Annotated in this window: 22 protein-coding genes; 14 read left to right on the top strand and 8 right to left on the bottom strand. The window is 63.4% G+C overall.

Annotation, left to right across the window (positions count from 1 at the left end; genetic code table 11):
- Positions 1-127: 127 nt before the first annotated feature.
- Positions 128-274 (top strand): hypothetical protein, encoded by a 147-nt coding sequence (locus H8B03_RS15025; RefSeq protein ID WP_193142701.1) that lies wholly within the window; start codon positions 128-130, stop codon positions 272-274.
- Between the two features lie 381 nt (positions 275-655).
- Here the strand turns inward: H8B03_RS15025 and H8B03_RS15020 are convergent, their stop codons facing one another.
- Positions 656-2,854 carry an SBBP repeat-containing protein gene (locus H8B03_RS15020; RefSeq protein WP_193142700.1) on the bottom strand — a complete coding sequence of 733 codons (2,199 nt, stop codon included), beginning with the start codon at positions 2,852-2,854 and terminating at the stop codon, positions 656-658.
- Between the two features lie 289 nt (positions 2,855-3,143).
- On the opposite strand from H8B03_RS15020, the gene H8B03_RS15015 reads away from it, so the two are divergent.
- Positions 3,144-3,776 (top strand): hypothetical protein, encoded by a 633-nt coding sequence (locus H8B03_RS15015; RefSeq protein ID WP_193142699.1) that lies wholly within the window; start codon positions 3,144-3,146, stop codon positions 3,774-3,776.
- A 435-nt stretch (positions 3,777-4,211) separates the two neighbouring features.
- Positions 4,212-5,039, top strand: a complete 828-nt coding sequence (locus tag H8B03_RS15010) for a bifunctional allantoicase/(S)-ureidoglycine aminohydrolase (protein WP_193142698.1) — start codon at positions 4,212-4,214, stop codon at positions 5,037-5,039.
- Positions 5,040-5,045: 6 nt separating this feature from the next.
- On the opposite strand, the gene bhcR is transcribed toward H8B03_RS15010, so the two are convergent.
- A complete protein-coding gene (gene bhcR, locus H8B03_RS15005) occupies positions 5,046-5,894 on the bottom strand; it encodes an HTH-type transcriptional regulator BhcR (protein ID WP_193142697.1) in 849 nt (282 codons plus the stop codon).
- A gap of 168 nt (positions 5,895-6,062) precedes the next feature.
- Between bhcR and bhcA the strand changes: the two genes are divergently transcribed.
- From bhcA to H8B03_RS14980, 5 genes are all read left to right on the top strand, one after another.
- Complete coding sequence (gene bhcA, locus H8B03_RS15000) at positions 6,063-7,253, top strand: L-aspartate--glyoxylate aminotransferase BhcA (RefSeq protein ID WP_193142696.1); 1,191 nt, start codon at positions 6,063-6,065, stop codon at positions 7,251-7,253.
- A complete protein-coding gene (gene bhcB, locus H8B03_RS14995) occupies positions 7,253-8,215 on the top strand; it encodes a beta-hydroxyaspartate dehydratase BhcB (RefSeq protein WP_193142874.1) in 963 nt (320 codons plus the stop codon). Before bhcA ends, bhcB begins: the two co-directional genes overlap by 1 nt.
- Before the next feature lie 16 nt (positions 8,216-8,231).
- Entirely contained in the window at positions 8,232-9,395 is a 1,164-nt protein-coding gene (bhcC, locus tag H8B03_RS14990) for a 3-hydroxy-D-aspartate aldolase BhcC (protein ID WP_193142695.1), read from the top strand.
- A 111-nt stretch (positions 9,396-9,506) separates the two neighbouring features.
- Positions 9,507-10,472: an iminosuccinate reductase BhcD gene (bhcD, locus tag H8B03_RS14985; protein ID WP_193142694.1), complete on the top strand. Its 966-nt coding sequence runs from the start codon at positions 9,507-9,509 to the stop codon at positions 10,470-10,472.
- A gap of 462 nt (positions 10,473-10,934) precedes the next feature.
- On the top strand, positions 10,935-11,189 hold the full coding sequence (locus H8B03_RS14980; RefSeq protein WP_193142693.1) for a hypothetical protein: 255 nt from the start codon (positions 10,935-10,937) through the stop codon (positions 11,187-11,189).
- 54 nt (positions 11,190-11,243) lie between these two features.
- On the opposite strand, the gene H8B03_RS14975 is transcribed toward H8B03_RS14980, so the two are convergent.
- Positions 11,244-12,170 (bottom strand): LysR family transcriptional regulator, encoded by a 927-nt coding sequence (locus H8B03_RS14975; protein WP_193142692.1) that lies wholly within the window; start codon positions 12,168-12,170, stop codon positions 11,244-11,246.
- Between the two features lie 160 nt (positions 12,171-12,330).
- Here H8B03_RS14975 and xdhA point away from each other — a divergent pair, with 160 nt between their 5' ends.
- The 5 genes from xdhA (at position 12,331) to guaD (ending at position 20,071) form a co-directional block, all read left to right on the top strand.
- Positions 12,331-13,794 (top strand): xanthine dehydrogenase small subunit, encoded by a 1,464-nt coding sequence (gene xdhA, locus H8B03_RS14970; protein WP_193142691.1) that lies wholly within the window; start codon positions 12,331-12,333, stop codon positions 13,792-13,794.
- Positions 13,795-13,806: 12 nt separating this feature from the next.
- The gene (gene xdhB, locus H8B03_RS14965) at positions 13,807-16,125 is read left to right on the top strand and encodes a xanthine dehydrogenase molybdopterin binding subunit (protein ID WP_193142690.1); all 2,319 of its coding nucleotides are present in this window, start codon (positions 13,807-13,809) and stop codon (positions 16,123-16,125) included.
- A 4-nt stretch (positions 16,126-16,129) separates the two neighbouring features.
- Positions 16,130-16,981: a xanthine dehydrogenase accessory protein XdhC gene (xdhC, locus tag H8B03_RS14960; protein WP_193142689.1), complete on the top strand. Its 852-nt coding sequence runs from the start codon at positions 16,130-16,132 to the stop codon at positions 16,979-16,981.
- Positions 16,982-17,047: 66 nt separating this feature from the next.
- Positions 17,048-18,631 carry a xanthine/uracil/vitamin C permease gene (locus tag H8B03_RS14955; protein ID WP_193142688.1) on the top strand — a complete coding sequence of 528 codons (1,584 nt, stop codon included), beginning with the start codon at positions 17,048-17,050 and terminating at the stop codon, positions 18,629-18,631.
- 93 nt (positions 18,632-18,724) lie between these two features.
- The gene (gene guaD / locus H8B03_RS14950) at positions 18,725-20,071 is read left to right on the top strand and encodes a guanine deaminase (protein ID WP_193142687.1); all 1,347 of its coding nucleotides are present in this window, start codon (positions 18,725-18,727) and stop codon (positions 20,069-20,071) included.
- 21 nt (positions 20,072-20,092) lie between these two features.
- On the opposite strand, the gene H8B03_RS14945 is transcribed toward guaD, so the two are convergent.
- The 4 genes from H8B03_RS14945 to puuE form a co-directional block, all read right to left on the bottom strand.
- A complete protein-coding gene (locus H8B03_RS14945) occupies positions 20,093-20,848 on the bottom strand; it encodes a sulfite exporter TauE/SafE family protein (RefSeq protein ID WP_226925976.1) in 756 nt (251 codons plus the stop codon).
- Between the two features lie 101 nt (positions 20,849-20,949).
- Positions 20,950-22,374 (bottom strand): uracil-xanthine permease family protein, encoded by a 1,425-nt coding sequence (locus tag H8B03_RS14940; RefSeq protein WP_193142686.1) that lies wholly within the window; start codon positions 22,372-22,374, stop codon positions 20,950-20,952.
- A 49-nt stretch (positions 22,375-22,423) separates the two neighbouring features.
- A complete protein-coding gene (locus H8B03_RS14935; protein WP_193142685.1) occupies positions 22,424-22,912 on the bottom strand; it encodes an ureidoglycolate lyase in 489 nt (162 codons plus the stop codon).
- On the bottom strand, positions 22,909-24,321 hold the full coding sequence (puuE, locus tag H8B03_RS14930) for an allantoinase PuuE (protein WP_226925975.1): 1,413 nt from the start codon (positions 24,319-24,321) through the stop codon (positions 22,909-22,911). The genes H8B03_RS14935 and puuE overlap by 4 nt, the downstream gene beginning before the upstream one ends.
- A 149-nt stretch (positions 24,322-24,470) precedes the next feature.
- Between puuE and uraH the strand changes: the two genes are divergently transcribed.
- Positions 24,471-24,824, top strand: coding sequence for a hydroxyisourate hydrolase (uraH, locus tag H8B03_RS14925; RefSeq protein WP_193142684.1), 354 nt, complete (start codon positions 24,471-24,473; stop codon positions 24,822-24,824).
- Between the two features lie 10 nt (positions 24,825-24,834).
- Here the strand turns inward: uraH and H8B03_RS14920 are convergent, their stop codons facing one another.
- On the bottom strand, positions 24,835-25,752 hold the full coding sequence (locus H8B03_RS14920; RefSeq protein ID WP_193142683.1) for a LysR family transcriptional regulator: 918 nt from the start codon (positions 25,750-25,752) through the stop codon (positions 24,835-24,837).
- Positions 25,753-25,795: the final 43 nt, after the last annotated feature.

Raw genomic sequence — 25,795 nt, 5'->3', positions numbered from 1 at the left:
TAGATCGCCGTCGTTGCCCGTTCCGATCTGTCCGAGACGTGGCCCGCAACTTCGTCGAGGCAATCATGGAAGCGCCACCGAACAGGCCGTGACCTTGCCACGCCGATCCCCGCTTCGGACGGCGGCGATGACCGTCAATTCGGAATTCACGGCCCGGCTTGTCGCCGGACAGAAGATGCATGGCATGTTCGTCAAGACGCCCCATCCCGTCATGATCGAGATCCTCAGCCGGTCCGGTCTGAGTATCATGGGCAACGACGCCTCTGCCTGCTGAAGCAGGTTTCGTCGGCCACGCGGAACAATGCAAATTGTGCGTGTGCCACTTCTGCGGGATCAATGTCCCCAATGGCGGCGCCGCGCCCGACAGGCAGGCGGAGGAATTGCACGCGGCGGATTCCAGTGGGCTACGGTGGGCGGGGCAGGAGGACGAAAGGCCGGTGCGCCGACTCCCGGACACGGCAAGGAGGTAGATGCATCTGGCGACACCCAATCGAGAGCGCCCTGCTTGATCCAGTCAGAAGAGAGTGAATCCGGCGCATGGCCTTGCACGCTGCAGCCTGTTTGGTGGCAGCCTTGACACCGGATCCCGTGCCGTGAAACAGCAGCGGCGCCACGGAAACCCGCAGCGCCGCTGACGATCTTCTGTTACGCGACCTCAGAGGTTCAGATCGACATCCACCGAAATCAGACCGGTGGCAACATAGGTCGAAGCCAGTTGATGCAGCGCGATGCCTTCCAGTTCGGCGATATCGACGAAGTCACCGCCCTGGCCATCCTGATCGACCAGTACAAGCGTGTCGGCACCGGTCACCTGCAACTGGATGAAATTGTCGATCCCGGCAGACATGTCCTGTCCTGCGAAGATCATGGTCAGGTTCAGCGCGTCGCCTTGCGCGATGTTGAAGTCGGTGACGCTGTCGCAATAGCGATCCTCGACAATCGCGAACACGAAGGTGTCCGCGCCAGCGCCGCCGGTCAGCGCATCCTCCAGGGTTCCGCCATCCAGAATGTCGTTGCCGTTGCCACCAACCAGCGTGTCCTTGCCCTTGGCGCCGATCAGGATGTCGTTGCCGTCACCCCCAAGCATCGTGTCGTGGCCGTTCTGGCCGTACATCTTGTCATCGCCGGCGCCGCCATTCAGATCGTCGCTGCCGCCCTCGCCGTAGATAATATCGTCAAAGTCACCACCGATGACGGTGTCGTTGCCGTTCCCGGCCTGGATGAAGAGATTCTGGGTGCTGCCAGAGTAGTCCAGAAAGTCACTCTTGTCGCCGCCGGAGACGGTCAGGTTGCCGGTACCGGTGCCGCCGGTGCCGCCACCTGTGCCACCACCGGTTCCTCCGCCGCCGGTCCCGCCACCGGTTCCACCGCCACCGCCATTGCCACCCGAACCGCCGCCGCCGCCCACAGAGGTATCGACTTCGTTCAGCTTGGTGACAAAGCCTGCACGGCTTCCGGCCTTGTTGCCGTCGTTGGCATTCAGAAGATCAAAATCGTTCGACATGGTCTGACCGCCGATGATCACATCGCCGTTGTCTGCCACTTCGATGGCACGGGCCGCATCGTCGCGCGAGCCACCGATATAGGTCGCATAGAGCAGGGTCGAAAGATCCAGGCTGAACACCGCAAGAAAGCCATCCTGCCCGCCGCCGTAGCCACCGAAGGTGGTGTAGTCCGTGACCGGAAGATCGGCAGAATTGGTGGAGCCGGTTATATAGACCGCCTGGTCAGTCACGACGATGCCTTCGGCACCTTCACCGCCCGAACCACCAAAGTAGGTGGCGCCCAGCAGGGTGGTCCCATCCGCCGAGATATACGTGATCATGGCGTCGCTGGGGCCGTTCAGGCTGGATTGGTAGGCAGTCGCGCTTGTCGTGATATCGACGCTGGAGGTGAACGAGAGGGCGTAGAAGTCCCCCTGGCTGTTCACGGCCAGTTGGTGCGTTTCCGACCCTTCGCGATCCGAACCACCGAAGAAGGTCGCGGATTTCAGGGTGCGGCCGTTGGTTTGCCCGTCGAATTTCGCCAGATAGATATCGTCGTCACCCAAGGCGTGGCTTTGCAGGGCGCCGGCGGTTGTGGTCAGATTGCCGTTGTTGCTGGCACTGAACGAGATGTTGATATCGCCCACGTCATCAACACGAACCGAGGGAACGCCGTGCCCCCTGCCGCCGATATGGGTACCATAGAGCAGCGATTGGCCGTCGGACGACAGTTGCAGGTACATGTTGCTGCCTGGCGTGCGGGTCATCGCGTCCGGAGTCAGCAGGGTGTCGGACATCGTGCTTTCTGCATTGGTATAGCCGACGTGAACCACACCCTGATCATCCACATCGATGTCGCGAATGAACCCGGCGTCACTGCCGCCCAGATAGGTTGTCCATTCCATCGCACCCGTGTCGGCGTCCAGCTTGGTCACAAAGCCATCCTGTTCGCCGTACAGGTTGTTGGGAACCGTGTCGCCGCCGAAGTTGCCCTGGTAGGCGCCAGCGGTCGTCAACAGCCCGTCGCCGGCCCGTCCGGCAATATACACATAGCCGTCGTCCGAGACCTCCAGCGCATAGGCGCGGTCATAGCCCTTGCCGCCGATGCGTCCGGACCACAGCAAAGTTCCGTCCGGGGCGTACTTCTGGACGACGACATCCATTTCGTCTGCCCGGCCCGCACTGGCCGCGCCCTGATTGGTCTTGTAATCCAGCCCCGATGTGATCGCGACGCCGTTCGGAGAGGATGTGCCGCCCGTCACATATATGTTCCCGGCACTGTCTACAGCTACATCTCGCGCGACTGTTCTGTAAGAGCGTTGACCATCAATGTATGTCGAAAAAGAACTCTGCAGCCCGTAACTTGACATTACTACCTCTTCCACTTGATCATTTCTGTACCAGCACCTGCGAAACGCTGTTCCGCAGAATGCACGCTGTCGTTGTATTGCAACCTATGCGTGTAGTTTCCCTTGACGCAACCCGAGCGCGAGGATTTAGGCTGAAATCCGCCCAAATGACCTAGGGTTAGCCACATTGACGCGCAGGGTGATTGCGTTTCGGGGAACTTGCTGTCCGCGACCTCGCGGGACGGGCATTTCGGGACAGTCAGCCCTGAAATCTGCATCGCACCGGGATCGACTGCCGGGTGTCAATTCCATGAAATTACCACGCAAGCCACATGTTGAAATCCTGATTTCAGCATCAATTGCAACAGGTAACGTACGTTCATTACCTGCAAGTCAATTTCGGCAAGAGAGGCCTGTCCAATTGCAGAAACCGCAGAAATCCTCGGTGAAAACCTCATTCGGACTGAACATTTCGAGGCAGGAAGCGACGGTTTTCAATCGCAGAATCTGTCTGCCGAAGCGGCGAGTCACCTTTTTGGAAAAATTGGCTCGCTCGGGCTTGGCGCGGGGCGCCAACGCCGGAAATTCCTTCTCTGGGGCGTCATCCGCCGCCGGATTTCCCGAATCAAGCACGGAAAATACCGTCGGAAGCCCCCGTGTTGCACAGCACAAGTCGGCGAATCATTGCGTTGAAAGACGTGAGTCGGGCACCGTTGTCGTGGATCGGCTGAGCCGTTCCCGGAACGCGACAGTTCGCGGCCTGCAATACTGCTCCCTGTATCGGCTGATTATTGCCGAAACAAAAAATCAAGATGCACAGGATATGAAACGCGTGTCCTGCGGCAATCCAATGGCGGATATGAGAAGCAGGTGCCGCGTCATGTTTGAAAATTGGTCTTGCTTTCCCAGAACTGCATACATTTGCATACAAATAATAGAGTAGAGCCGATCTTTGCATTCTGGAAAACACTGTCGGATATCCAGAACTGAATAGGGGCCGGTGACTCGCTCCGGTCGCGGCCGGGGTTTCGACCAAAAACCCGGCGCCCTCCCAACGTTTGCCATCCCGCCGTCAGGGCGCATCGGTCCCAAAGTGGAACGGACCCAGCTTCTCCCAGAGTTTACTCTTGGGAAACATTCGAGAGCGGATATTTGTTGAAAGGATTTGTTAACCTTATCCAGCCGCGACACCGCCCACTTTGATGAAGGTCAATGTCAGCGACAGTGTATCCGCACCGGACCGCTTTTCCATGCAGATTGGCAAGTGCAGACTGATTATCAAAAATAACCTAAAAGAGATGACGGTGCTTTCCGGGTGGCGGGGGCGGGGCCTGGCGTCCTAGGACTATCCCAACGTCGACGTATTCAGGAGCCTGCCATGACCGCCACCTATTTCGCTCCGCACGGAGGCCATCCGGGCCAGGATCAACTGCTTACCGATCGTGCGGTCTTCACCGACGCCTACGCGGTGCTGCCCAAGGGCACCATGCGCGATATCGTGACCAGCTTTCTGCCGTTCTGGGACGATACCCGCCTTTGGGTGATCGCCCGGCCGCTGTCGGGGTTTGCCGAGACCTTCTCGCAATACATCATGGAAGTGGCGCCGGGTGGCGGGTCAGACCGGCCCGAGACCGATCCCGAAGCCGAAGGGGTGCTGTTCATCGTCGAAGGCACGGCCACCCTGACATTTGACGGCACGGCGCATGAGATGACGCCGGGCGGCTATGCCTATCTGCCGCCGTCCAGCACCTGGACCCTGCGCAACGCAGGGCCCGAGACCTTGCGCTTTCACTGGGTGCGCAAGGCCTATCAGGCGGTCGAGGGTCTGGACCAACCGGATTTCCTGATCCTGAACGAAAACGATATCGCCCCGACCGAAATGCCCGACACCGACGGCAAATGGGCCACCACGCGCTTTGTCGATCCCACCGACCTGCGCCACGATATGCATGTCACGGTGGTGACCTTCCAGCCTGGCGGGGTTATCCCCTTCCTGGAAACCCATGTGATGGAGCACGGGCTGTACGTGCTGGAAGGCAAGGCGGTCTACCGGCTGAACAACGACTGGGTCGAGGTCGAGGCCGGCGATTTCATGTGGTTGCGCGCTTTTTGCCCGCAGGCTTGCTATGCGGGCGGGCCGGGGCGGTTCCGTTACCTGCTGTATAAAGATGTGAACCGCCAGATGCCGCTGCGCCCGCAGCGCTGACACCCCTTATTCCGGCGGCTCTGGGACAAGGCCGCCGATGGCCGCAGTCAGGTCTTTGGCCGCCTCGATCACGGGGCGGCTGAGCCGGTCGATATGCCGGGCGCTGATCCGATTGGACGGACCGGAAACCGAGATCCCGGCAATCGCCTCTCCGGTCACATCGTAGACCGGCGCCGCGACACAGCGCATGCCGCTGTTCTTTTCCTCATTGTCAAAAGCATAGCCCTGGGTGCGCACCGTTTGCAGGTCGCGGCGCAGGGCATCCGGGTCGGTGATGGTCTGTTCGGTAAAGGCCGTCAAAGGCCCCATTGCCAACACCCGCTGAAAACGCTCTTCATCCATCCCCGCCAGCAAGGCCTTGCCGATGCCCGAGGCATGCAGCGGCGACAGGGTGCCGGGGGGAAAGAAGGCGCGGATGCTGGCGTGGGTTTCCACCTGGCTCAGAAACAGCACCGCGCCCTCCTGCGCGATGCCGATATTGGCGGTTTCACCCGTGGCTTCCATCAGCTTGCGCAGGATCGGGCGGGCGCGATCCACCAGGCTGGTGCGGCGCAGGAAACGCGCGCCGATGACAAAGGCCCGCGGCCCGATGTGCCATTGCTGTTCCTCGGCATCGAATTCCACCAGACCCCGGCCCTGAAGCGTGACCAGAACGCGGTACACCGTCGCCGGAGATTGCCCCATTTCGCTGGCGATGGCGGTCAGCGTCTTGCCCTGCGCCTCGCTCAGATACTCGAACACCTCCATCGCGCGATCCAGCGATTTGATGGTGTTCTGGCCGGTCTTGTCATCCCATCCGCGCGGCCGCCCCCGCGACTTGCGCACCGGTCCACCGTCATTGTCTTGCGTTTCCATAAAAACCTTCTGGTTTGCTGTGAAAGCCTAATTCATGATATGAAAAAAGTAAGATCATGACAACAAATGGTTTTTTAAGTCTCTACGCAATCTGAAAACGCATTTCAAAAAAGTTCCCCTGTGAGAACAGTCCGCCTATGGTGCTCTCAACGACGCAAGGAGTCATCCATGAGCTTTCAGAACCCGGTCTTCATCCCCGGCCCGACCAACATCCCCGAAAGCCTGCGCAAGGCTTGCGACATGCCCACAATCGACCACCGCTCGCCACTGTTCGGCCAGATCCTGCACCCGGCCCGCGAAGGCGTGCGCAAGATCCTGAAAAGCGACGCGGCCGAGGTCTTCATCTTTCCCTCCACCGGCACCGGGGGCTGGGAAACCGCGCTGACCAACACGCTGTCGGCAGGCGACAAGGTTCTGGCGGCGCGCAACGGCATGTTCAGCCATCGCTGGATCGACATGTGCCAGCGTCACGGGCTCGAGGTTCAGATCGTCGAAACCCCCTGGGGCGACGGTCTGCCGGCGGACCGCTATGAAGAGATCCTGACCGCCGACACGGCGCACGAGATCAAGGTCGTTCTGGCCACGCACAACGAAACCGCCACCGGCGTGAAATCCGACATTGCCGCCGTGCGCCGTGCCCTGGACGCAGCCGGCCACCCGGCGCTGCTGTTCGTCGACGGGGTCAGCTCGATCGCCTCGATGGATTTCCGCTTCGACGAATGGGGCGTGGACGTGGCCGTCGCCGGCTCGCAGAAGGGCTTCATGCTGACCGCCGGTCTGGCCATCGTCGGCTTCAGCCCCAAGGCAATGGAGGCCACCAAGACCGCCGGTCTGCCGCGCACCTTCTTTGATGTGCACGACATGGCCAAGGGTTACGCCAACAACGCCTATCCCTATACCCCGGCCGTCGGCCTGCTGAACGGGTTGAACATCTCTTGCCAGATGCTGCTCAGCGAAGGTTTGGACAATGTCTTTGCCCGCCATCACCGGATTGCCGAGGGGGTTCGCGCAGCGGTCTCTGCCTGGGGGCTGGAGCTGTGTGCCAGCGATCCCTCGGTCTATTCCGACACGGTCAGCGCCATCCGCACCCCGGAAAGTTTCAATGCCACCGATATTGTCACCCATGCGGCCAACACCTATGGTGTCGCTTTCGGGGTTGGTCTGGGCGAGGTTGCGGGAAAGGTGTTCCGCATCGGCCACTTGGGCAGCCTGACCGATGTCATGACCCTGTCGGGCATCGCCACCGCCGAGATGTGCATGGCCGATCTGGGTCTGAGCATCCCGTTGGGTTCGGGCGTTGCGGCGGCGCAGGACTACTATCGTGGCCACCCCGCAGCGGCCCTTAAAAGCGCTGCATGATGAAGGATCTGGTGATGCAAATCCCCACCTATGACGACATGCTGGCGGCGCATGAGCGGATCAAGCCGCACATCCGCCGCACGCCGATCCGCACCTCGGACTACCTGAACGAACTGACCGGCGCGCAACTGTTCTTCAAGTGCGAGAACTTCCAGGAACCGGGCGCCTTCAAGGTGCGCGGGGCCACCAACGCGGTCTTCGGGCTGGACGAAGGGCAGGCGGCCAAGGGTGTGGCGACACATTCCTCGGGCAACCATGCGTCCTGCCTGTCCTATGCCGCCATGCGCCGGGGCATTCCCTGCAACGTGGTCATGCCGCGCACCGCGCCGCAGGCCAAGAAGGACACCGTGCGCCGCTATGGTGGCAAGATCACCGAATGCGAGCCCTCGACCACGTCGCGGGAAGCCACCTTTGCGCAGGTGCAGGCCGAAACCGGTGGCGACTTCGTGCATCCCTACAACGATCCGCGCGTGATTGCCGGGCAGGGGACCTGCGCGAAGGAGTTTACCGAACAGACCGGCGGTCTGGACATGGTGGTTGCGCCCATCGGCGGTGGCGGCATGATCTCGGGCACCTGCCTGACCCTGTCGACGCTGGCCCCCGAAACCCGGATCATCGCCGCCGAGCCGGAGCAGGCCGACGACGCCTATCGCAGCTTCAAGGCTGGACATATCATTGCCGACGACGCGCCCAAGACCATCGCTGACGGGCTGCTGGTGCCGCTGAAAGATCTGACCTGGCATTTCGTCTCGAACCATGTGAGCGAGATCTACACCGCGTCGGACGCCGAGATCATCGCAGCCATGAAACTGACGTGGAAGCACCTGCGGGTGGTCATGGAGCCTTCCAGCGCCGTGCCGCTGGCCACCATCCTGAAAAACCCCGATGCGTTCAAAGGCAAGCGCGTCGGCGTCATCATCACCGGCGGCAACGTCGATCTCGACAAACTGCCGTGGACTTAATGAGGGAGCACCTCCAATGAACGCACCTGTCAATCTCTCCGATCTCGAAGTCGGTTTCGATGTCCCGGCACTGCCCGGCATGGACGAAGCCGATATCCAGACGCCCTGCCTGATCCTCGATCTGGACGCGCTGGAATACAACATCAAGAAAATGGGCGATTACGCCAAGGCCCACGGCATGCGCCACCGCGCCCATGGCAAGATGCACAAGTCGGTTGACGTGCTGAAGCTGCAGATGGAACTGGGCGGCGCCATCGGCGTGTGCTGTCAGAAGGTCTCCGAGGCCGAGGTTTTCGCCCGGGCCGGCATCAAGGAAATCCTGGTGTCGAACCAGGTGCGCGACCCGGCCAAGATCGAGCGTCTGGCACAACTGCCCAAATACGGCAGCGAGATCATCGTCTGCGTTGACGATGTCGCCAACGTTGCCGACCTGTCGGCCGCCGCGAAAAAGCACGACGTCAACCTTGGTGTTTTCATCGAGATCGACTGCGGCGCGGGCCGCTGCGGTGTGATCACCACCGATGCGGTTGTCGAAATCGGCAAAGCCGTGCGTGACGCTGACAACCTGACCTTCAAGGGCATTCAGGCCTACCAGGGCGCCATGCAGCACATGGACAGCTTCGAGGACCGCCAGGCCAAGCTCGACGCCGCCATCGCGCAGGTCAAGGACGGTATCGCCGGCCTGAAGGCCGAAGGCATCGACTGCGAGCTGGTCTCGGGCGGCGGCACCGGCAGCTACTATTTCGAAAGCAACTCGGGCGTCTACAACGAGCTTCAGTGCGGTTCCTATGCCTTCATGGATGCCGATTATGGCCGCATCCTCGACAAGGATGGCAAGCGCATTGACCAGGGCGAATGGAAGAACGCGTTCTTCATCCTGACCAGCGTGATGAGCCATGCCAAGGCCGACAAGGCCATCGTCGATGCGGGCCTCAAGGCGCAGTCGGTCGATAGCGGGCTGCCGTTCATCTATGGCCGCGACGATGTGGAGTACATCAAGTGCTCGGACGAGCACGGCGTGGTGTCCGACCCCAACGGCGCGCTGAAGGTCAACGACAAGCTGCGGCTGGTGCCGGGCCATTGCGACCCCACCGCCAACGTCCACGACTGGTATGTGGGCGTGCGGGGCGGCAAGGTTGAAACCCTGTGGCCGGTGTCGGCCCGCGGCAAGGCCTACTGAAGCCCCTTCGTTTCGGTGGGGCTGGCTCGGGAGGAGCCGGAAAGTCGCCCGTGTGTATGCCTTCCCACCGGCAATGGCACACGGGCGCGCGAACGGAATTTGGAGAATGACATGTTGATCGTACCCGAACGCGAAATCGCCGACCTGATGACCCGCGACGCGGCCTTTGCGGCGGTCGAGAAGGTCTTTGCCGCGATGGCATCCGGGAAGGCCTACAACTTCCCCGTGGTGCGCGAGGCCATCGGCCATGAAGACGCGCTTTACGGTTTCAAAGGCGGCTTTGACCGGGCCGGGCTGACGCTGGGTCTGAAGGCGGGCGGCTACTGGCCCAACAACCTTGAAAAGCGCGGGCTGATCAATCACCAGTCCACGGTCTTCCTGTTCGATCCCGACACCGGCAAGGCGAAGGCCATGGTCGGCGGCAACCTGTTGACCGCGCTGCGGACGGCGGCGGCTTCTTCGGTCTCGATCCGGCACCTGGCGCGGAAAGATGCCAAGGTCATCGGCATGATCGGAGCGGGCCACCAGGCGAAATTCCAGCTGCGCGCCGCGCTGGAACAGCGCGACTTCGAAAAGGTCATCGGCTGGAACCTGCACCCCGAAATGCTGTCCAACCTTGAAGAAGTGGCCGCCGAGGCCGGTCTGCCCTTCGAGGCGGTGGACCTGGACGAAATGCGGGCGGCGGATGTGATCATCTCGATCACCTCCTCTTTCGATGCGATCCTGAACGCCGACCAGGTCAGCCCCGGCACCCATGTGGCCTGCATGGGCACCGACACCAAGGGCAAGCAAGAGGTCGACCCGCAGCTTCTGGTCAAGGCCGATGTCTTTACAGATGAGGTGGCCCAGTCCATCAGCATCGGCGAGGCCCAGCACGCCGTGGCCCAGGGGCTGATCGCCGAGGCCGATGTTGCGCAACTTGGGGCCGTCATCAACGGCACCAATCCGGGCCGCATCTCGGACGACCAGATCACCCTGTTCGACGGCACCGGCGTCGGCCTTCAGGATCTGGCCGTGGCCGCCGCCGTGGTCGATCTGGCGGTCGAAAAAGGCATCGCCATCGAGGTCGACTTCTAGGCCGACCCGCCAGCCCATCGACCCCATCCGTCTCTGACCTCCGGTTGCGCCATAAGGCGCAGCCGATGGCAGAGACCTGTCTGAACGCTTCGGTCCTGCAAGGAGCGGCCCCCCGGCACGGGACCCGGTTGCGGACACCGGCGGGAACCGGGGAACTTTCCCGGGCGCGCCAACGCGCTGATCTACGGCCAACCCTTCGCCGCAGGTGAAGGCCGCAACCTATTGTTTCTAAACAGTTACCGACATTAAGTTTTTCCCATCCGGATGGGCAGGGGAAACCGCGCCCATATTGCACGCCCGGCATCACCCCGCGCGGATTTCGCGCCATCGCCGCCCTGGCCGGCGCAGATGCGGCCAGTGACCGCTGAAGCCGCAGGCCGGTCCGCTGCTGCGTGAACCGGACAGGTAACACCGACCTGCCCATCCATGGGGATATCGGACCTGGCGAGGAGTGACCTTGGGATGTCTGACCCGACGATCGATGCCGTGAACAAGTCACTGCCGAAAGGCGAACGGATGGCCCCTGGGCTTCAGAGCGTTCTGGCGATGCGAGCGGGCGCGATCGGCATGGCGATGACGCCCGCACCGCTGGTGCCATTCGGGCAACCTGCTGGCCTTGCAAACCGCCTTCGGGCTGAACAAGGCTTTCAATGGCACTGGCAAGGTCACCGAGGAAAAGCTGATGCAAGCGGCCTTGCAGCGGACGGCGCGCCCTGATCGCGACCGCACAATCGTTGAGACACTCAAGCGCCCCGGCTTCTGCCCGGGCGCTTATGCGTCAGATGGGGCAGCCACCAACCCTTGCATGGTTCGCACCCCGTGATCGACGGCGAATTCCACCAGAAGCCGCACTTTGGGATCCTGCAACTTCTTGTGCGGATACAGGCAGCCGAAGACCGAGGGCGCGGGGCGGGCGTGCGGCAGCACCTCGACCAGCCGCCCGGCGGCCAGATGTGCGGCCACGTCGAATTGCGGCTTGTTGACGATACCCGCCCCGGCCAGCGCCCAATCGGTCAGCACATCGCTGTCATCGGCATCGAACTTGCCGCTGACTTCGTACTTGCGCAGCCCATCGGGCGTGTTCAGCATCCAGTAATATTCGGGCGACCGCGGATAGCGCAGCAGCAGGCAGTTGTGGCCGCGCAACAGATCCTCGGGATCGGCGGGGACGCCATACCGCTCAAGATAGGCCGGCGCGGCGCAAAGCACGCGCGGGCAATCGGCGATCTTGCGCATCTTCAGGCTGCTGTCATGCGGGGTGCCGACGAAGAAGGCCACGTCCAGACCATCGGCCAGCAGATCGACCTTGCGGTCCGACATGCGCATCCGCACTTCGATTCCGGGATTGCGGTCCACGAAGTCGGGGATCATCGGCGCGATGATGCGCCGTCCGACGCCCAGCGGCGCGGTGATGCGGATCACTCCGCGCGGCGCGGTTGAAAACTCGGCCACCACCGCCTCGGCCTGGTCCACCGTCTCCAGCACGCGGCGGGCTTCTTCATAGAATCGCTGGCCAACTTCGGTCGGCGTCAGCGACCGGGTGGTGCGGTTGAACAGGCGAACGCCCAGATGCTGCTCCAACTCCTTGATGCGTTTGCTGGCCACAGCCGGGGTCAGTCGCAGGTCGCGGCCTCCGGAAGTGATGCTGCCAAGTTCGACCACGCGGGTGAAGACCCGCAGACTTTCCAGATAGGCCATTCAGAACACGCCCATTTCTTCCGCATGACCGTCCATCGGCCAGCACCGCATCATTTTCAACGTTCTGTTGAAAGTTATTCCCAAACAACGTCGTTTGTCGAGGCAGTCGCGCAGGGTAGTGTTGGAACACCCGCTTTTCCCCAGCCTGACCGGAGGCCCGATGGACCCGCAACCCCATATCCGCTTTCTTCTCAACGGAACCGAGATCACGGCCAGCGACGTGCCCGCGACGCAGACGCTGCTGGATTACCTGCGCATAGAACGCCGCCTGACCGGCACCAAGGAAGGCTGCGCCGAAGGCGATTGCGGGGCCTGCACCGTGCTGGTTGGCCGGCTGCATCAGGGCAGCCTGCGGTACGAGCCGGTGAACGCCTGCATCCGCTTTCTGGCCTCGCTGAACGGCTGCCATGTGGTCACCGTCGAACATCTGTCGGGCCCCGATGGCCGCCTGCATCCGGTGCAGCAGGCGATGGTCGATTTTCACGGCAGCCAGTGCGGGTTCTGCACGCCGGGATTCGTGATGTCGCTGTATGCGCTGTGGATGCAATGCCCGCAGCCGACCCGGACGCAGGTGGAAACCGCGATCCAGGGCAACCTGTGCCGCTGCACCGGCTACGAACCGATCGTCAAGGCGGCGCTGGCGGTCAATACCTACGGCAGCCCGGCCAACGACTACCTGACCCGCGAACGGGCTGCGATCACCGCGCAGCTTGAGGCGATGCAGCCCAAGGTCCGGGTCGAGGTCGGCCCTGCCGACAACCGGGCCATCCTGCCCGTCGATCTGGATGATCTGGCGCAGGTTCTGGCCGAAACGCCCAAGGCCACCATCGTCGCCGGGGCCACCGATGTGGGGCTGTGGGTGACCAAGTTCATGCGCCCGATCTCGCCGGTGGTGTTCATCGGGCATCTCGAGGACCTCAAGACCATCGCCTTGACCGACACCGATCTGACCCTTGGCGCCGGCGTCACCTATGACGAGGCCGAGCCAGCGATCCGCGAAGCCTTCCCGCATATGGGTGACTACTGGGATCGCATCGCTGGCTGGCAGGTGCGCAGCATGGGCACCATCGGCGGCAATATCGCCAATGGCTCGCCCATCGGAGACACCCCGCCGGTGCTGATCTCGCTGGGGGCCGAGGTGACCCTGCAAAAGGCTGGCGGTCAACGCAGCCTGCCGCTGGAGGCGTTTTTCGTCGATTACGGCAAGCAGGAACGCGAGCCGGGCGATTTCGTCGCCAGCCTGCGGATCCCGCGCCCTGCACCGGGCCAGATCGACGCGGCCTACAAGATCTCGAAACGCCGGGACGAGGATATCTCCTCGGTCGCGGCCGGGATCAGCGTCGAGGTGGCGGATGGCATCGTGACCGAGGCCCGCATCGCCTTCGGCGGCATGGCGGCGACGCCAAAACGCGCCGCCAAGGCCGAAGCGGCGTTGCGCGGCCAGCCCTTTGGTGCCGCCGCCTTCGAGGCCGCGGCCAAGGCCCTGGCCGAAGATTTTACACCGCTGACCGACTGGCGGGCTTCTGCCGACTACCGGCAACTCGTGGCGGCAAACCTGCTGCGGCGGTTCTGGCTTGAGCATGGCGATCCGGCGCAAGCGCCCGACAGCCAGGCCGTGGCCTGAAAGGAGACGACGATGAAGGACATGCACACCATCAGCGGCGCGGTCAGCAAGGACCGCATCCATGACAGTGCCACCAAGCACGTCACCGGACAGGCCGAATACACCGACGACATTGCCGAACCCTGGGGCACGCTGCACGCCTATCTCGGCGTTTCATCCGTGGCGCACGGGCGCATCCGCACCATGGACCTGAGCGCGGTTCGCGCCGCGCCCGGCGTGGTCGATGTGCTGACCGCCGAGGATATTCCCGGCGTGAACGACATCAGCCCCACCGGACGCCATGACGAGCCGGTGTTTCCCACCAAGCTGGTGGAATACCACGGCCAGCCCCTGTTCGCGGTCATCGCCGAAAGCCGGGATGCGGCGCGACGCGCAGCGGAACTGGCCGAGATCGACTATGTGGAACTGCCCCATGCCATCGACGCCCCGGCGGCGCAGGCAGCGGGCCTGCCCTTGGTCACCGATCCGCTGACCCTGCAACGCGGCGATGTGGCCACCGGTCAGGCGGCAGCCGCGCACCGGGTGCAGGCGCGTATGGTCGTGGGCGGTCAGGATCACATGTACCTGGAAGGCCATATCGCCTTTGCCATTCCGGGCGAGGATGACGATGTGATCGTGCATTGCTCGACCCAGCACCCCAGCGAGGCACAGCACATGGTGGCCCATGTGCTGGGGGTGCCGTCGAACGCGGTGACGGTGAACGTGCGCCGCATGGGCGGCGGGTTCGGTGGCAAGGAAAGCCAGATGAACATCTTCTGCGCCGTGGCCGCCGTGGCCGCCAAGCGCCTGAAGCGCCCGGTCAAGATCCGTCCTGACCGCGATCAGGACATGACCGCCACCGGCAAGCGCCATGACTTTGTGATCGACTATGATGTGGCTTTTGACGGTGACGGGATCATTCAGGCCGTGGAGGGCACTTTTGCGGCCCGCTGCGGCTTCTCGTCGGACTTGTCCGGGCCGGTCACCGACCGGGCGCTGTTTCATGCCGACAACGCCTATTTCTACCCGCATGTGCGGCTGGTCTCGCGTCCGCAGAAGACCAACACCGTGTCCAACACCGCCTTCCGGGGCTTTGGCGGCCCGCAGGGCGTCATCGCCGCCGAGCGGATGATCGAGGAGATCGCCTACACGCTGGGCAAGGATCCGCTGGACGTGCGCAAGGCCAATTTCTACGGCGAGGCGGGCCGTGATCTGACGCCCTATCACCAGCAGGTCGAGGATAATGTCATCGGCCGCGTGGTGGACGAACTGGAGGCCAGCGCCGACTACCGGGCGCGCCGGGACGCGATCATTGCCGAGAACGCCAAGGGCGGGGTCATGCGTCGGGGCATCGCGCTGACGCCGGTCAAGTTCGGCATCTCTTTCACCGCGACCTGGTACAATCAGGCGGGCGCGCTGATCCATGTCTACAACGACGGCTCGATCCACCTGAACCACGGCGGCACCGAAATGGGGCAGGGGTTGAACACCAAGGTGGCGCAGGTTGTCGCCGATGCTTTCCAGGTGGATTTCGAACGCATCAAGATCACCAAGACCACCACCGAGAAGGTGCCCAACACCTCGGCCACGGCGGCCTCGTCGGGATCGGACCTGAACGGCATGGCCGCGCTGGATGCGGCGCGGCAGATCAAGGAACGACTGGTGGCCTTTGCCGCCGAAAGCCGCAAGGTCGCGCCCGAGCAGGTGGAATTCCTGCCCAACGCCGTGAAGATCGGCGAGGAGGTCCTGGCCTTCGACACCTTCATTCGCCAAGCCTATATGGCGCGCGTGCATCTGTCGGCGGCGGGCTTCTACAAGACACCCAAGATCCATTGGGATCGGGCCGCCGGCAAGGGCCGTCCGTTCTATTACTACGCCTATGGCGCGGCCTGTTCCGAGGTTTCGATCGACACGCTGACCGGCGAATACCGGGTTGAACGCACCGATATCCTGCACGATGTGGGCCGCTCACTGAACCCGATATTGGACAAAGGGCAGGTCGAGGGTGCCTTCATTCAGGGAATGGGATGGCTGACCACGGAAGAGCTGTGGTGGGACGACGCCGGACGGCTGCGCACCCATGCGCCATCGACCTACAAGATCCCGCTGGCCAGCGACCGCCCGCGCGTCTTCAACGTCGATCTTGCCGATTGGTCCGAGAACCGCGAGATGACCATCAAGCGTTCCAAGGCCGTGGGCGAGCCGCCCTTCATGCTGGGCATCTCGGTGTTCGAGGCGCTGTCGATGGCGGTGGCCAGCGTGGCCGACTACAAGGTCTGCCCGCGTCTGGATGCCCCGGCGACGCCGGAACGGGTGCTGATGGCGGTGGACCGTCTGAAGGCCGGGGTCTGAGCCGATGGCCCGTGCCGACGATCTTGCCATGTTCCTGGGCCAGCCCGGCCCGGTGGCGCGGCTGTGGCTGAGCCGGGTGCGGGGGTCTTCCCCGCGCGACACCGGCACCGATATGTTCGTGCGCGAGGACGGGCTTTTCGGCACCATCGGCGGCGGCCAGCTGGAGCATCTGGCCATCGACGCCGCCCGCGCCCTGCTGGCACGCGGCGACATGGCCGCCGATCTGGACCTGCCGCTGGGGCCGGCCATCGGCCAGTGCTGCGGCGGCCGGGTCGAGGTTGCGGTGCTGCGGATGAGCGCTTCGGACAAGGCCAAGGCCATCGCCGCGGCGCGCGAAGATGACGCCGCCCTGCCGGCGGTCTACATCCTGGGCGCCGGGCATGTGGGCCGGGCACTGGCGGCGCAATTCCAGCATCTGCCGGTGCGTACCGTCCTGATCGACCAGCGCGCCGACGAGTTGACCCTGTGCAAAGCCGCCATCGAGAAACGGATCAGCGCGATCCCCGAATTCGACATCCAGACCGCACCCAAGGGCAGCGCCTTCATCGTGCTGACCCATGATCACGGGCTGGATTTCCTGCTGGCCTCGGCCGCCCTGCAACGCCGCGACGCGGCCTATGTCGGGCTGATCGGTTCAGCCACCAAACGGGCCAAGTTCAAAAGCTGGTGCCGGAAACACTGCGACGGCGTCTCTGTCGCACCCCTGATCTGCCCCATCGGGGCAGGCGGCAGCCGCGACAAGCGGCCAGCCGTGATCGCCGCCCAGGTGGTGGCAGAAGTGATCACGGCGCTGACCTCTGAAACTGCCGCATTTCACCCCCACTGGGGCGCTGCTTCGCATATCGCGGCGCAGTGACATGAGCAGGCCGCGCAACTGTCCGGGAGGATGGGCAGGGCGCGCCGGTTTGAAAAGGAGGTCCCCATGAGGGATGGGAGTTATCACTACAAGCTGTTTGATCGCAGCGATTTCAGCGCATTCTGGGCGCTGTTCACCGACAACCTGATCAACCTGATGGTGCTGGCGGGGATCTGCCAGTTCGTGTTCCAGATGCCGGCCGAGATCGTCTTCGGTCGGATCATTCCGGGCGCGGCCATCGCCATTCTGGCCGGGGTCGCGGTCTATGTGCTGCTGGCCAAACGGGCCGCAGCACAGCATGGCCGCGATGTCACGGCCCTGCCGTATGGCATCTCGACCCCGGTGATGTTCGTCTACCTGTTCGGGGTGATCGGGCCGATCTACTGGGCCACCAACGATCCGGTTCTGGCCTGGCAGGTGGGCATCGGCGCGGGCTTCATGGGCGGCATCGTCGCCGGGTTGGGCGCCATCGTCGGGCCGTGGCTGAAGCGCGTGACCCCGCGGGCAGGCATGCTGGGCACCCTGTGCGGCATCGCGCTGGTGTTCATCGGCACCGTGCCGCTGGCCATCGTCTTTGAAAACCCTTTCGTCGGCTTTGCCTCGATGATCATCATCCTGTGGGGGCTGGTGGGCCGGTTCCGCCTGCCGTGGAACATTCCCGCCGGTCTGCTGGCCCTGATCGTGGGCACCGTGGTCGCCCTGTTGATCGGCGAAGCGCGGTTCAGCTTCGATGGCGTCGGCTTCTACCCGCCCGTGCCGTATTTCGGTGACCTTGTGGTCGGCATCCAGCATCTGTTCGACAACCCGGAACTGTTCCTGGTCCTGGTGCCGGTGCAGATCTACAACTTCATCGAAACCATGAACAACGTGGAAAGCGCCGAGGCTGCGGGCGACCACTATCCGGTGGCGCTGTGCCAGGTGACGGACGGGGCCGGGACCATGATCGGCGCGCTTTTCGGATCGCCTTTCCCGACCACCGCCTATATCGGACACCCGGCCTATAAACGCATGGGGGCGCATTCGGGCTATATCATCGGCGTGGGCATCGTGATCCCCTTGGCGGCCTTCTTCGGGTTGCTGGCCTTCCTCAACAACCTGATCCCGGTGGCCGCCGCCGCGCCGGTGCTGGTCTTCGTGGCGCTGAGCCTGATCACCAACACCGCGCATTCGGTCAAGACCGACCACATGGCCGCCGTGACCATCGCGATGATGCCCCATGTCTCGGCCTTCCTGATGATCAAATGGGGCGCGATGATCGCGGCACTGGCGGCGACCGGCGTGGTCGGCCTGCCCAGCCTCGGCGATCCCGACCTGACTGGGGCGCTGTTGCAGCAAGGGGCGCATTTCGAAGGCCATCTGGCGCTTAGCCAGGGCGCCATCCTGACCGGCCTGATCTGGGGCGCCATCGTGGCCAGCGTGATCGACGGCAACTTCCGTAATGCCGGTGGCTTTGCCCTGGCGGCGGCGGTGATGTCCTCGCTGGGGATCATCCACGGCGCCAGCCTGCATTGGCCGGTCCTCAGCGGCGTGTCGGCAGGCTATCTGATCGCGGCAGCCTTCCTGTTCATCTACCCCAAGTTCCACAAGGACGAGGATCTGGTGAACCCCAACGCGGTCACCGAAGAGCCGCCCGCCGCCCCGGCCGAGTAACGAGGTTCGCGCCCCGCGCGGGGCGCGAACATCCCTGCGGGCCATGGTCTCTCTCCTCCCATGGCCCGCATCAAATCACGACGGAATTTCCAGATGACCCAAGACCCCAGCCGCCGCCTGTTGCGCGGGCGTATCCTGACGTTTCATGCCGAGCCGACCGACGCCGCCGACACAAGTGCCTACAGTTATCACGACGACGGCGCGATCCTGATCGAGAACGGGACGATCCGCGCCATGGGGCCTTTTGCCCAGGTCGCGGCGAAAGCGGCGGACGTTCCGGTGACCGACCACCGCCCGCATCTGCTGATGCCCGGCTTCATCGACACCCATATCCATTTCCCGCAGGTGCAGGTCATCGCCTCGTGGGGGGCGCAGCTTCTGGACTGGCTGAACGGCTATACCTTTGTCGAGGAAACCCGCTTTGCCGATCCCGATCATTGCGCCGCCATGGCCCGCCATTTCTTTGACCTTCTTGGCGCCCATGGCACCACCACCGCCGTGGCCTATTGTTCGGTGCATACGGCCTCTGCCGAGGCGTTCTTTGCCGAGGCCGCGCGCCGCGACATGCGGATAATCGGCGGCAAGGTGATGATGGATCGCAACGCCCCCGACGGGCTGCGCGACACGCCGCAATCGGGCTATGACGACAGCAAGGCGTTGATCGCCAAATGGCACGGGCAGGGCCGGGCGCAATATGCGATCACTCCGCGTTTTGCCATCACCTCGACCCAGGCCCAGCTAGAGATGGCCGGCGCGCTGGTGGCCGAACATCCCGAGTGCTACGTCCAGACCCACCTGAGCGAGAACCACGACGAGATCGCCTATACCGCCGAGCTGTTTCCCGACGCGCCCGACTATCTGGGCGTCTATGAACGGGCGGGTCTGCTGACGCCGAAGATGCTGCTGGGCCATTCGATCCACCTGACCCCGCGCGAGATCGCTGTGCTGGCCGAAACCGGGGCCAAGCCGGTGTTCTGTCCGACCTCGAACCTGTTTCTGGGCAGCGGGCTGTTCGACGACGCCGGGTTGCGCGGGCAGGGCATCACCAATGCCATCGCCACGGACGTGGGCGCAGGCACCAGCTATTCGATGCTGAACACCCTCAGCGAGGCCTACAAGATCCTGCAGTTGCAGGGCCAGAAGCTGCACCCCCTGCGCGCCTTGCACTGGATCACGCGGGGCAATGCCGTGGCCTTGGGGCTTGACGACAAGATCGGCACGCTGGACGCCGGAACCGAAGCCGACATCGTGGTGCTGGACTCCTGTGCCACCCATGCCATGCAACTGCGGATGCAGCGCGCCCAAAGCCTCAGCGAAGAGCTGTTCATCTTGCAAACGCTGGGCGACGACCGCGCCATTGCCGAGGTCTATGTCGCGGGCCGCCCGACGAAATCCACCCCCCCGGCCGTCCTCACGCGGGAGTTGTGCGCCACGGATTGAGAAACCGGGGGCGCAGCGCCGTCACAGCCCGAACAGGCGGGCGAAGAAGACGGCGCTCATCCCGTAGCCGATGACCACGACGATGGTCCGCACCGCCCTGACCGGGATCGCCTTGGCCACCCAGGCGCCGCAATAGCCGCCGGCCACCGCGAAGATCATCATCAGGATCGCCTTGGGCCAGACCACGATCCCGGCAATGGCAAAGGTCGCTACCGAGATCGACGACAGCGCAAACGACAACCAGTTCTTGACCCCGTTGGACAGATGGATGTCGCGCCAGCCCCACAGGGCGAACAGCGACAACAGCACGATGCCCAGCCCACCGTTGAAATAGCCGCCGTAAAGGCTGACCAGGAACAGGCCGATGGCGCCCTCGGGGCGGAACCCGCGGGCATGGCGTTCGGCCCAGACCTTCAGATCCTGCCCGAACAGGAAGGCGGTGGTGGCGAACAGCAGCAGGAAAGGCACGATCAGCGAGAAGGCCTCGTTCGAGGACACCAGCAGCAGCAACGAACCCGCCAGCCCGCCCGCAAGCGTGATCGCGGTCAGCCGGATCATTTGCGCGCGCTTGAGTGTTTTCAACTCGTTCACATAGCCGAACACGCTGCCCAGATAGCCCGGAAACACCGAAACCGTGCTGGTCGCATTGGCCATCACCGGGGGCACCCCGGCCCAGACCAGCGCCGGAAAGGTCAGAAAGGTGCCGCCGCCGGCAATGGCGTTGACGATGCCCGCGCCGAACCCGGCCAGGGCAAGAACAATGGTCTCTAGCAGCATCCGCTGTCCTTTCAGCAAGAAAGGGCGGCGCACGCCGGTGCACCGCCCTTAGTCTGTCTAGCGCTCCGGCGGCCCGTTGTCAGGCCGCCGATGCAGGTTTTTCAGACGTGATCGTCGTGCGGCAGCGAGCCGTGGCCGTGACCGGCCATGCCGCCCGAAACCTCTTCGGTGGCCTCATCCGCCAGTTCCTCGGGCAGAACAAGGTTCAGCACGATGGCGATCAGCGCGGCGGGCAGGATGCCCGAAGTGGCCAGAACCTTCAGCGTCGACGGCAGGTACTGCAGCGCGCCCGGTTCCAGTTGCAGGCCCAGGCCCAGGCTGAGCGCGATGGCGAAGATCACCATGTTGCGGCGGTTCCAGACCACATCCGACAGCATCGAGACACCGGCCGCGACCACCATGCCGAACATGACGATGACGCCGCCGCCCAGAACCTCGATCGGCACGGTCGCGATGATGGCGCCGATCTTCGGTACCAGACCGCAGAGGATCAGGAAGATACCACCGATGGTCACCACGTGGCGGCTCATCACGCCGGTCATGGCGATCAGGCCGACGTTCTGCGAGAACGAGGTGTTGGGCAGGGCGCCGAACAGACCCGACACAGCCGTGCCCAGACCGTCGGCGAAAGTCGCGCCCTGGATCTCGGTGTCGGTGGCTTCACGACCCGCGCCGCCCTTGGTGATGCCCGAAACGTCGCCCACGGTTTCAACCGCCGAGACAAAGCCCATCAGGCAGAAGCCAAGGATGGCGGCAAAGGTGAACTCCATCCCGAAGTGCAGCGGGTTCGGCAGGGCAAAGCTGGCCGCGTTGCCGACGTTGCTGAAGTTGACCATGCCCATCATGAAGGCCACCGCGTACCCCACCAGCAGACCGATCAGAACCGCCGAGACCGAAATCATGCCACGGGTGAAGAACTTCAGCCCGAGGGTGACGAAGATCACCACCATGGCCACGAACCAGTTCTGGAGCGAGCCGTATTCCGGTGTCCCGATGGCCGGAACGCCGCCCGCCGCGTACTGGATGCCGACCTTGACCAGTGCCAGGCCGATCATCGTCACCACAAGGCCGGTGACCAGCGGCGGCAGGGCAAAGCGGATCTTCTTGATGTAGAGACCCAGAAAGGCGTGGAACAGGCCGCCCACGAAAACCCCGCCCATCAGCACGGCGATGGCATCGACGCCCTTGCCCGCCACCAGCGGGATCATCACCGGGATGAAGGCAAACGACGTGCCCTGCACGATCGGCAGCTTGGCCCCCACCGGGCCCAGGCCGATGGTCTGGATCAGGGTCGCGAGTCCGGCAAAGAACATCGACATCTGGATCATATAGATCATCTGCGGAAAATCGGGCGAGTTCGAGCCGAAGCCGAAGCCCGCCGCGCCGCACACGATAATGGCCGGCGTCACGTTCGACACGAACATGGCCAGAACATGCTGGATGCCCAGCGGGATCGCCTTTGCCATCGGTGGGGTGTAGTTGGGATCGCGGAGCTGTGCCGCTGTCCCGATTGAAGAATCTGCCATGGTGTCTGTCTCTCCTTTGTGGGCGAACCGGCTCCTCCTCCGGCGCGTCCTAGTTTTTGACGATCACGATGTCCTGTGCGAACCAGTGTTCCTCAAGATTGGGGCCGCTGCCGATACGGTCCACGACCGCGAACAGTCCCGGCTCTGACAGGGGGGCGAGAACCCCGTGCCAGACGCCCCGATGATAGTTGACGCCCTGTCCGGGCGCGGTCACGAAGGCCCGCGGCACGCCCGGTTTGTCCCCCTCATCCGGTGCTACGACCACCAGAAACGGCTCCTGGCTCATGGGCAGGAAGGCCTGGCTGCCGTCGGGATGCCGTTCGACCATGTCCAGCTTCAAGGGCAGGGCACGCGGTTGCGCCTTGAACAGGCTGATCCCGGCGCGGCCATCGGCAAAGTCCAGGGTCGCGCGGTCGTGGAACCGGCCGCACAGACCCTGGTTGATCAGCTTGTCGGGGGTGCCGCTGACGTCCAGCACGTCCCCGAACGGGGCAAACGCCTCGGCGGTCAGCGGCTGCACCTGGATGGTATCGCTCATGCGCCCAGCTTCTCTTGCAGTCGCAACTCGGCGATCCGTTCGACCTGGCGGCAGGCCTCGGCGAACTCGGTGTCGCGATCGTTGCCGATGCGGCGCTCGAAGGCGGCCATGATCGAATCCTTGGTGTTGTCGCGCACCGCGATGATGAAGGGAAAGCCGAATTTCTCGGTATAGGTTTCGTTCAGCTTGGTGAAACTGGCGCGTTCCTCGTCCGTCAGCGCATCCAGCCCGACCGAGGCCTGTTCGGCCGTGGATTCCGCGGTCAGGCGCTTGGCAGCGGCCAGTTTGCCGGCCAGATCGGGGTGCGCGGTCAGCACGCCCAGACGCTGTTCGGGACTGGCCGAGCGGAACACGCGGGCGAGGGCGTTGTGCACCCCAGCCGCACAGTCATGTGCCGGGCCCAGTTCCAGGTCGTGCGCGCCTTCGGCAATCCACGGACTGTGTTCGAACACGCCGCCGAATTCCTGCACGAAGGTGGCCTTGTCCATCCGCGACGGTGTCGCCTGTGGCTTCGGGGGATGCTCCTGTGCCCAATGGTCGGCAATCTGTTCACGGGTCGCGAACCAGACCCCGTCGTGTTGGCGGAAATAGTCCAGCGCCCGCTTCAGCGCGGCAGCGCGTCCGGGGCGGCCTGCCAGGCGGCAGTGCAGGCCGATGGACAGCATCTTCGGGGCGCCGGCCTGACCTTCGGCATACAGCATGTCGAAACTGTCCTTCAGATAGCTTTCAAACTGGGCACCATTGGTGAATCCCGCCTGGATCGCGAACCGCATGTCATTGCAGTCCATGGTATAGGGCACGATCAACTGCGGCTTGCCAGCTGCGGTGACCCAATAGGGCAGATCGTCGGCGTAGCTGTCTGCAATATATGCAAAATCGCCCACTTCTGCCGCAAGGTCGATCGTGTTCATGGAACAGCGCCCGGTGTACCAGCCGCGTGGCGCGGCGCCGGTCACCTCGGTGTGCAGGCGGATGGCCTCGCGGATCTGGGCACGTTCCTCGTCCGGCGACATGTCCTTGTGTTCGATCCACTTCAGACCGTGGCTGGCCATTTCCCAGCCCGCCGCCTGCATCGCGGCGGTCTGCTCGGGAGAGCGCGCCAGCGCCGTGGCCACGCCGTAAACGGTGATCGGCGTGTCCTTCAGCAGGCTATGGACCCGCCAGAACCCGGCCCGCGCGCCGTATTCATAGATGGTGTCCATGTTCCAGTGCCGCTGACCGGGCCAGGGCTGGGCGCCGGTGATCTCGGACAGGAAGGCCTCCGAGGCTGCATCGCCATGCAAGATGTTGTTCTCGCCGCCCTCTTCGTAGTTCAGCACAATCTGGATGGCGATCTTCGCGCCGCCGGGCCAGTTTGCCTTGGGCGTCCGGGGGCCGTAGCCGATCATGTCTCTTGGATATCGTGTCAACTTGGGTTCCCTCTGGTTTTACCACTTGATAAACTGGAAAATCACCTAGCATTATCAAAAAATATTAGAAGGAGCCTCTTTGCAGACCCCCTTTGCCACCTGAGGGCGGCAGGGACTAGTTAACTGTAAATCACGAAGGAGACACAACCTTGCCCGGATATCTGACCACCCATGTTCTGGACACTGCGCGCGGATGTCCCGCACATGGCCTGAAAATCGAGCTGTTCCTGATCGACGGCGACAGCCGTAAACTGCTGCGCGAGGTCTCAACCAACGACGACGGCCGCACCGACGAGCAGATCCTGCCGCCGACGGAATTCCAGACCGGCACCTATGAGCTTGTGTTCCACGTCGGCGCCTATCTGGATGCCTGTGGTGTGCCTGCGGAATCCCCGCGCTTCCTGGACCAGATCCCGCTGCGCTTCGGCATGTCCGAGCCTTCGCACTATCATGTGCCTCTGTTGCTGTCGCCCTTCGGCTACAGCACCTATCGCGGCAGCTGAGACCTGCGCGTCAGGGCTGATCCGTGTCCCGAATGATTGCGCCGATGCGGTCGATCATGAAGTCCATGAACAGCCGTGATTTGGGATCCTGCCGTCGCCGATGCGTAAACAGGCAGGCCATCTGAATGGGTTCCGGAGGTGTCTCGACGGCCACCGGAACCAGCGCGCCCGCACGCAGATGCTCTGCAATCTCGAACACCGGCTTCATGGCGATCCCGTGACCGGCCAGCGCCCAGTCGGTCAGAACATCGCCATCGTCGGATTCGTAGCGTCCCGACACCCGGAACCGTTTGGGCCCGTCCTCGGTCGACAACAGCCACTGAAACTCGGTCGCGCCGGGAAACCGCAGGCTCAGGCATTCGTGCTGTTCTGACACCAGATCGAAACCGCTGGCCGGCATCCCGCGCTGCGCGATATACGCGGGCGCCGCGCACAGCACCCGCGCCACATCTGCGATCTTGCGAATGCGCAGGTTGCTGTCTTGAGGCTGGCCCAGAAAGAATGCCAGGTCCAGACCCTCGGTCGTCAGGTCCACGCGCCGGTCGGTCAGGCGCAGGCGGACGCTGACCTCGGGATATTCGGCCAGGAACTCGGGCACCTTCGGCGCAATCAGCCGCCGGCCAACGCCCAAGGGGGCCGCGACATACAGCGACCCCTTGGGATTGTCGGTGATGTTGACGATCTGCGCTTCGGCGTTTTCCACCGCTTCCAGGATCTCGGTCGCGCCGCGATAGAACGATTTGCCCTGTTCAGTCGGCGTCAGGCTGCGCGTGGTGCGCTGGAACAGGCGCACGCCCAGATGTTCCTCCAGCTGCGAGATTCGCGCCGAGGTCACCGCCGGAGACACGCGTAGATCCCGACCAGCGGCAGACATGCTGCCCAATTCATAGACACGCACGAAGGTGCGGATATTGTCGAGATAGGACATTGTTCGTTTTTTTTTGATGCTGCTTGGACTTTCACACCGATAG

Origin of the sequence: Meridianimarinicoccus sp. MJW13 (assembly GCF_014901205.1) — a bacterium.
Classification (GTDB): domain Bacteria; phylum Pseudomonadota; class Alphaproteobacteria; order Rhodobacterales; family Rhodobacteraceae; genus Meridianimarinicoccus.
This window is presented reverse-complemented; position numbering and strand designations above follow the sequence as displayed.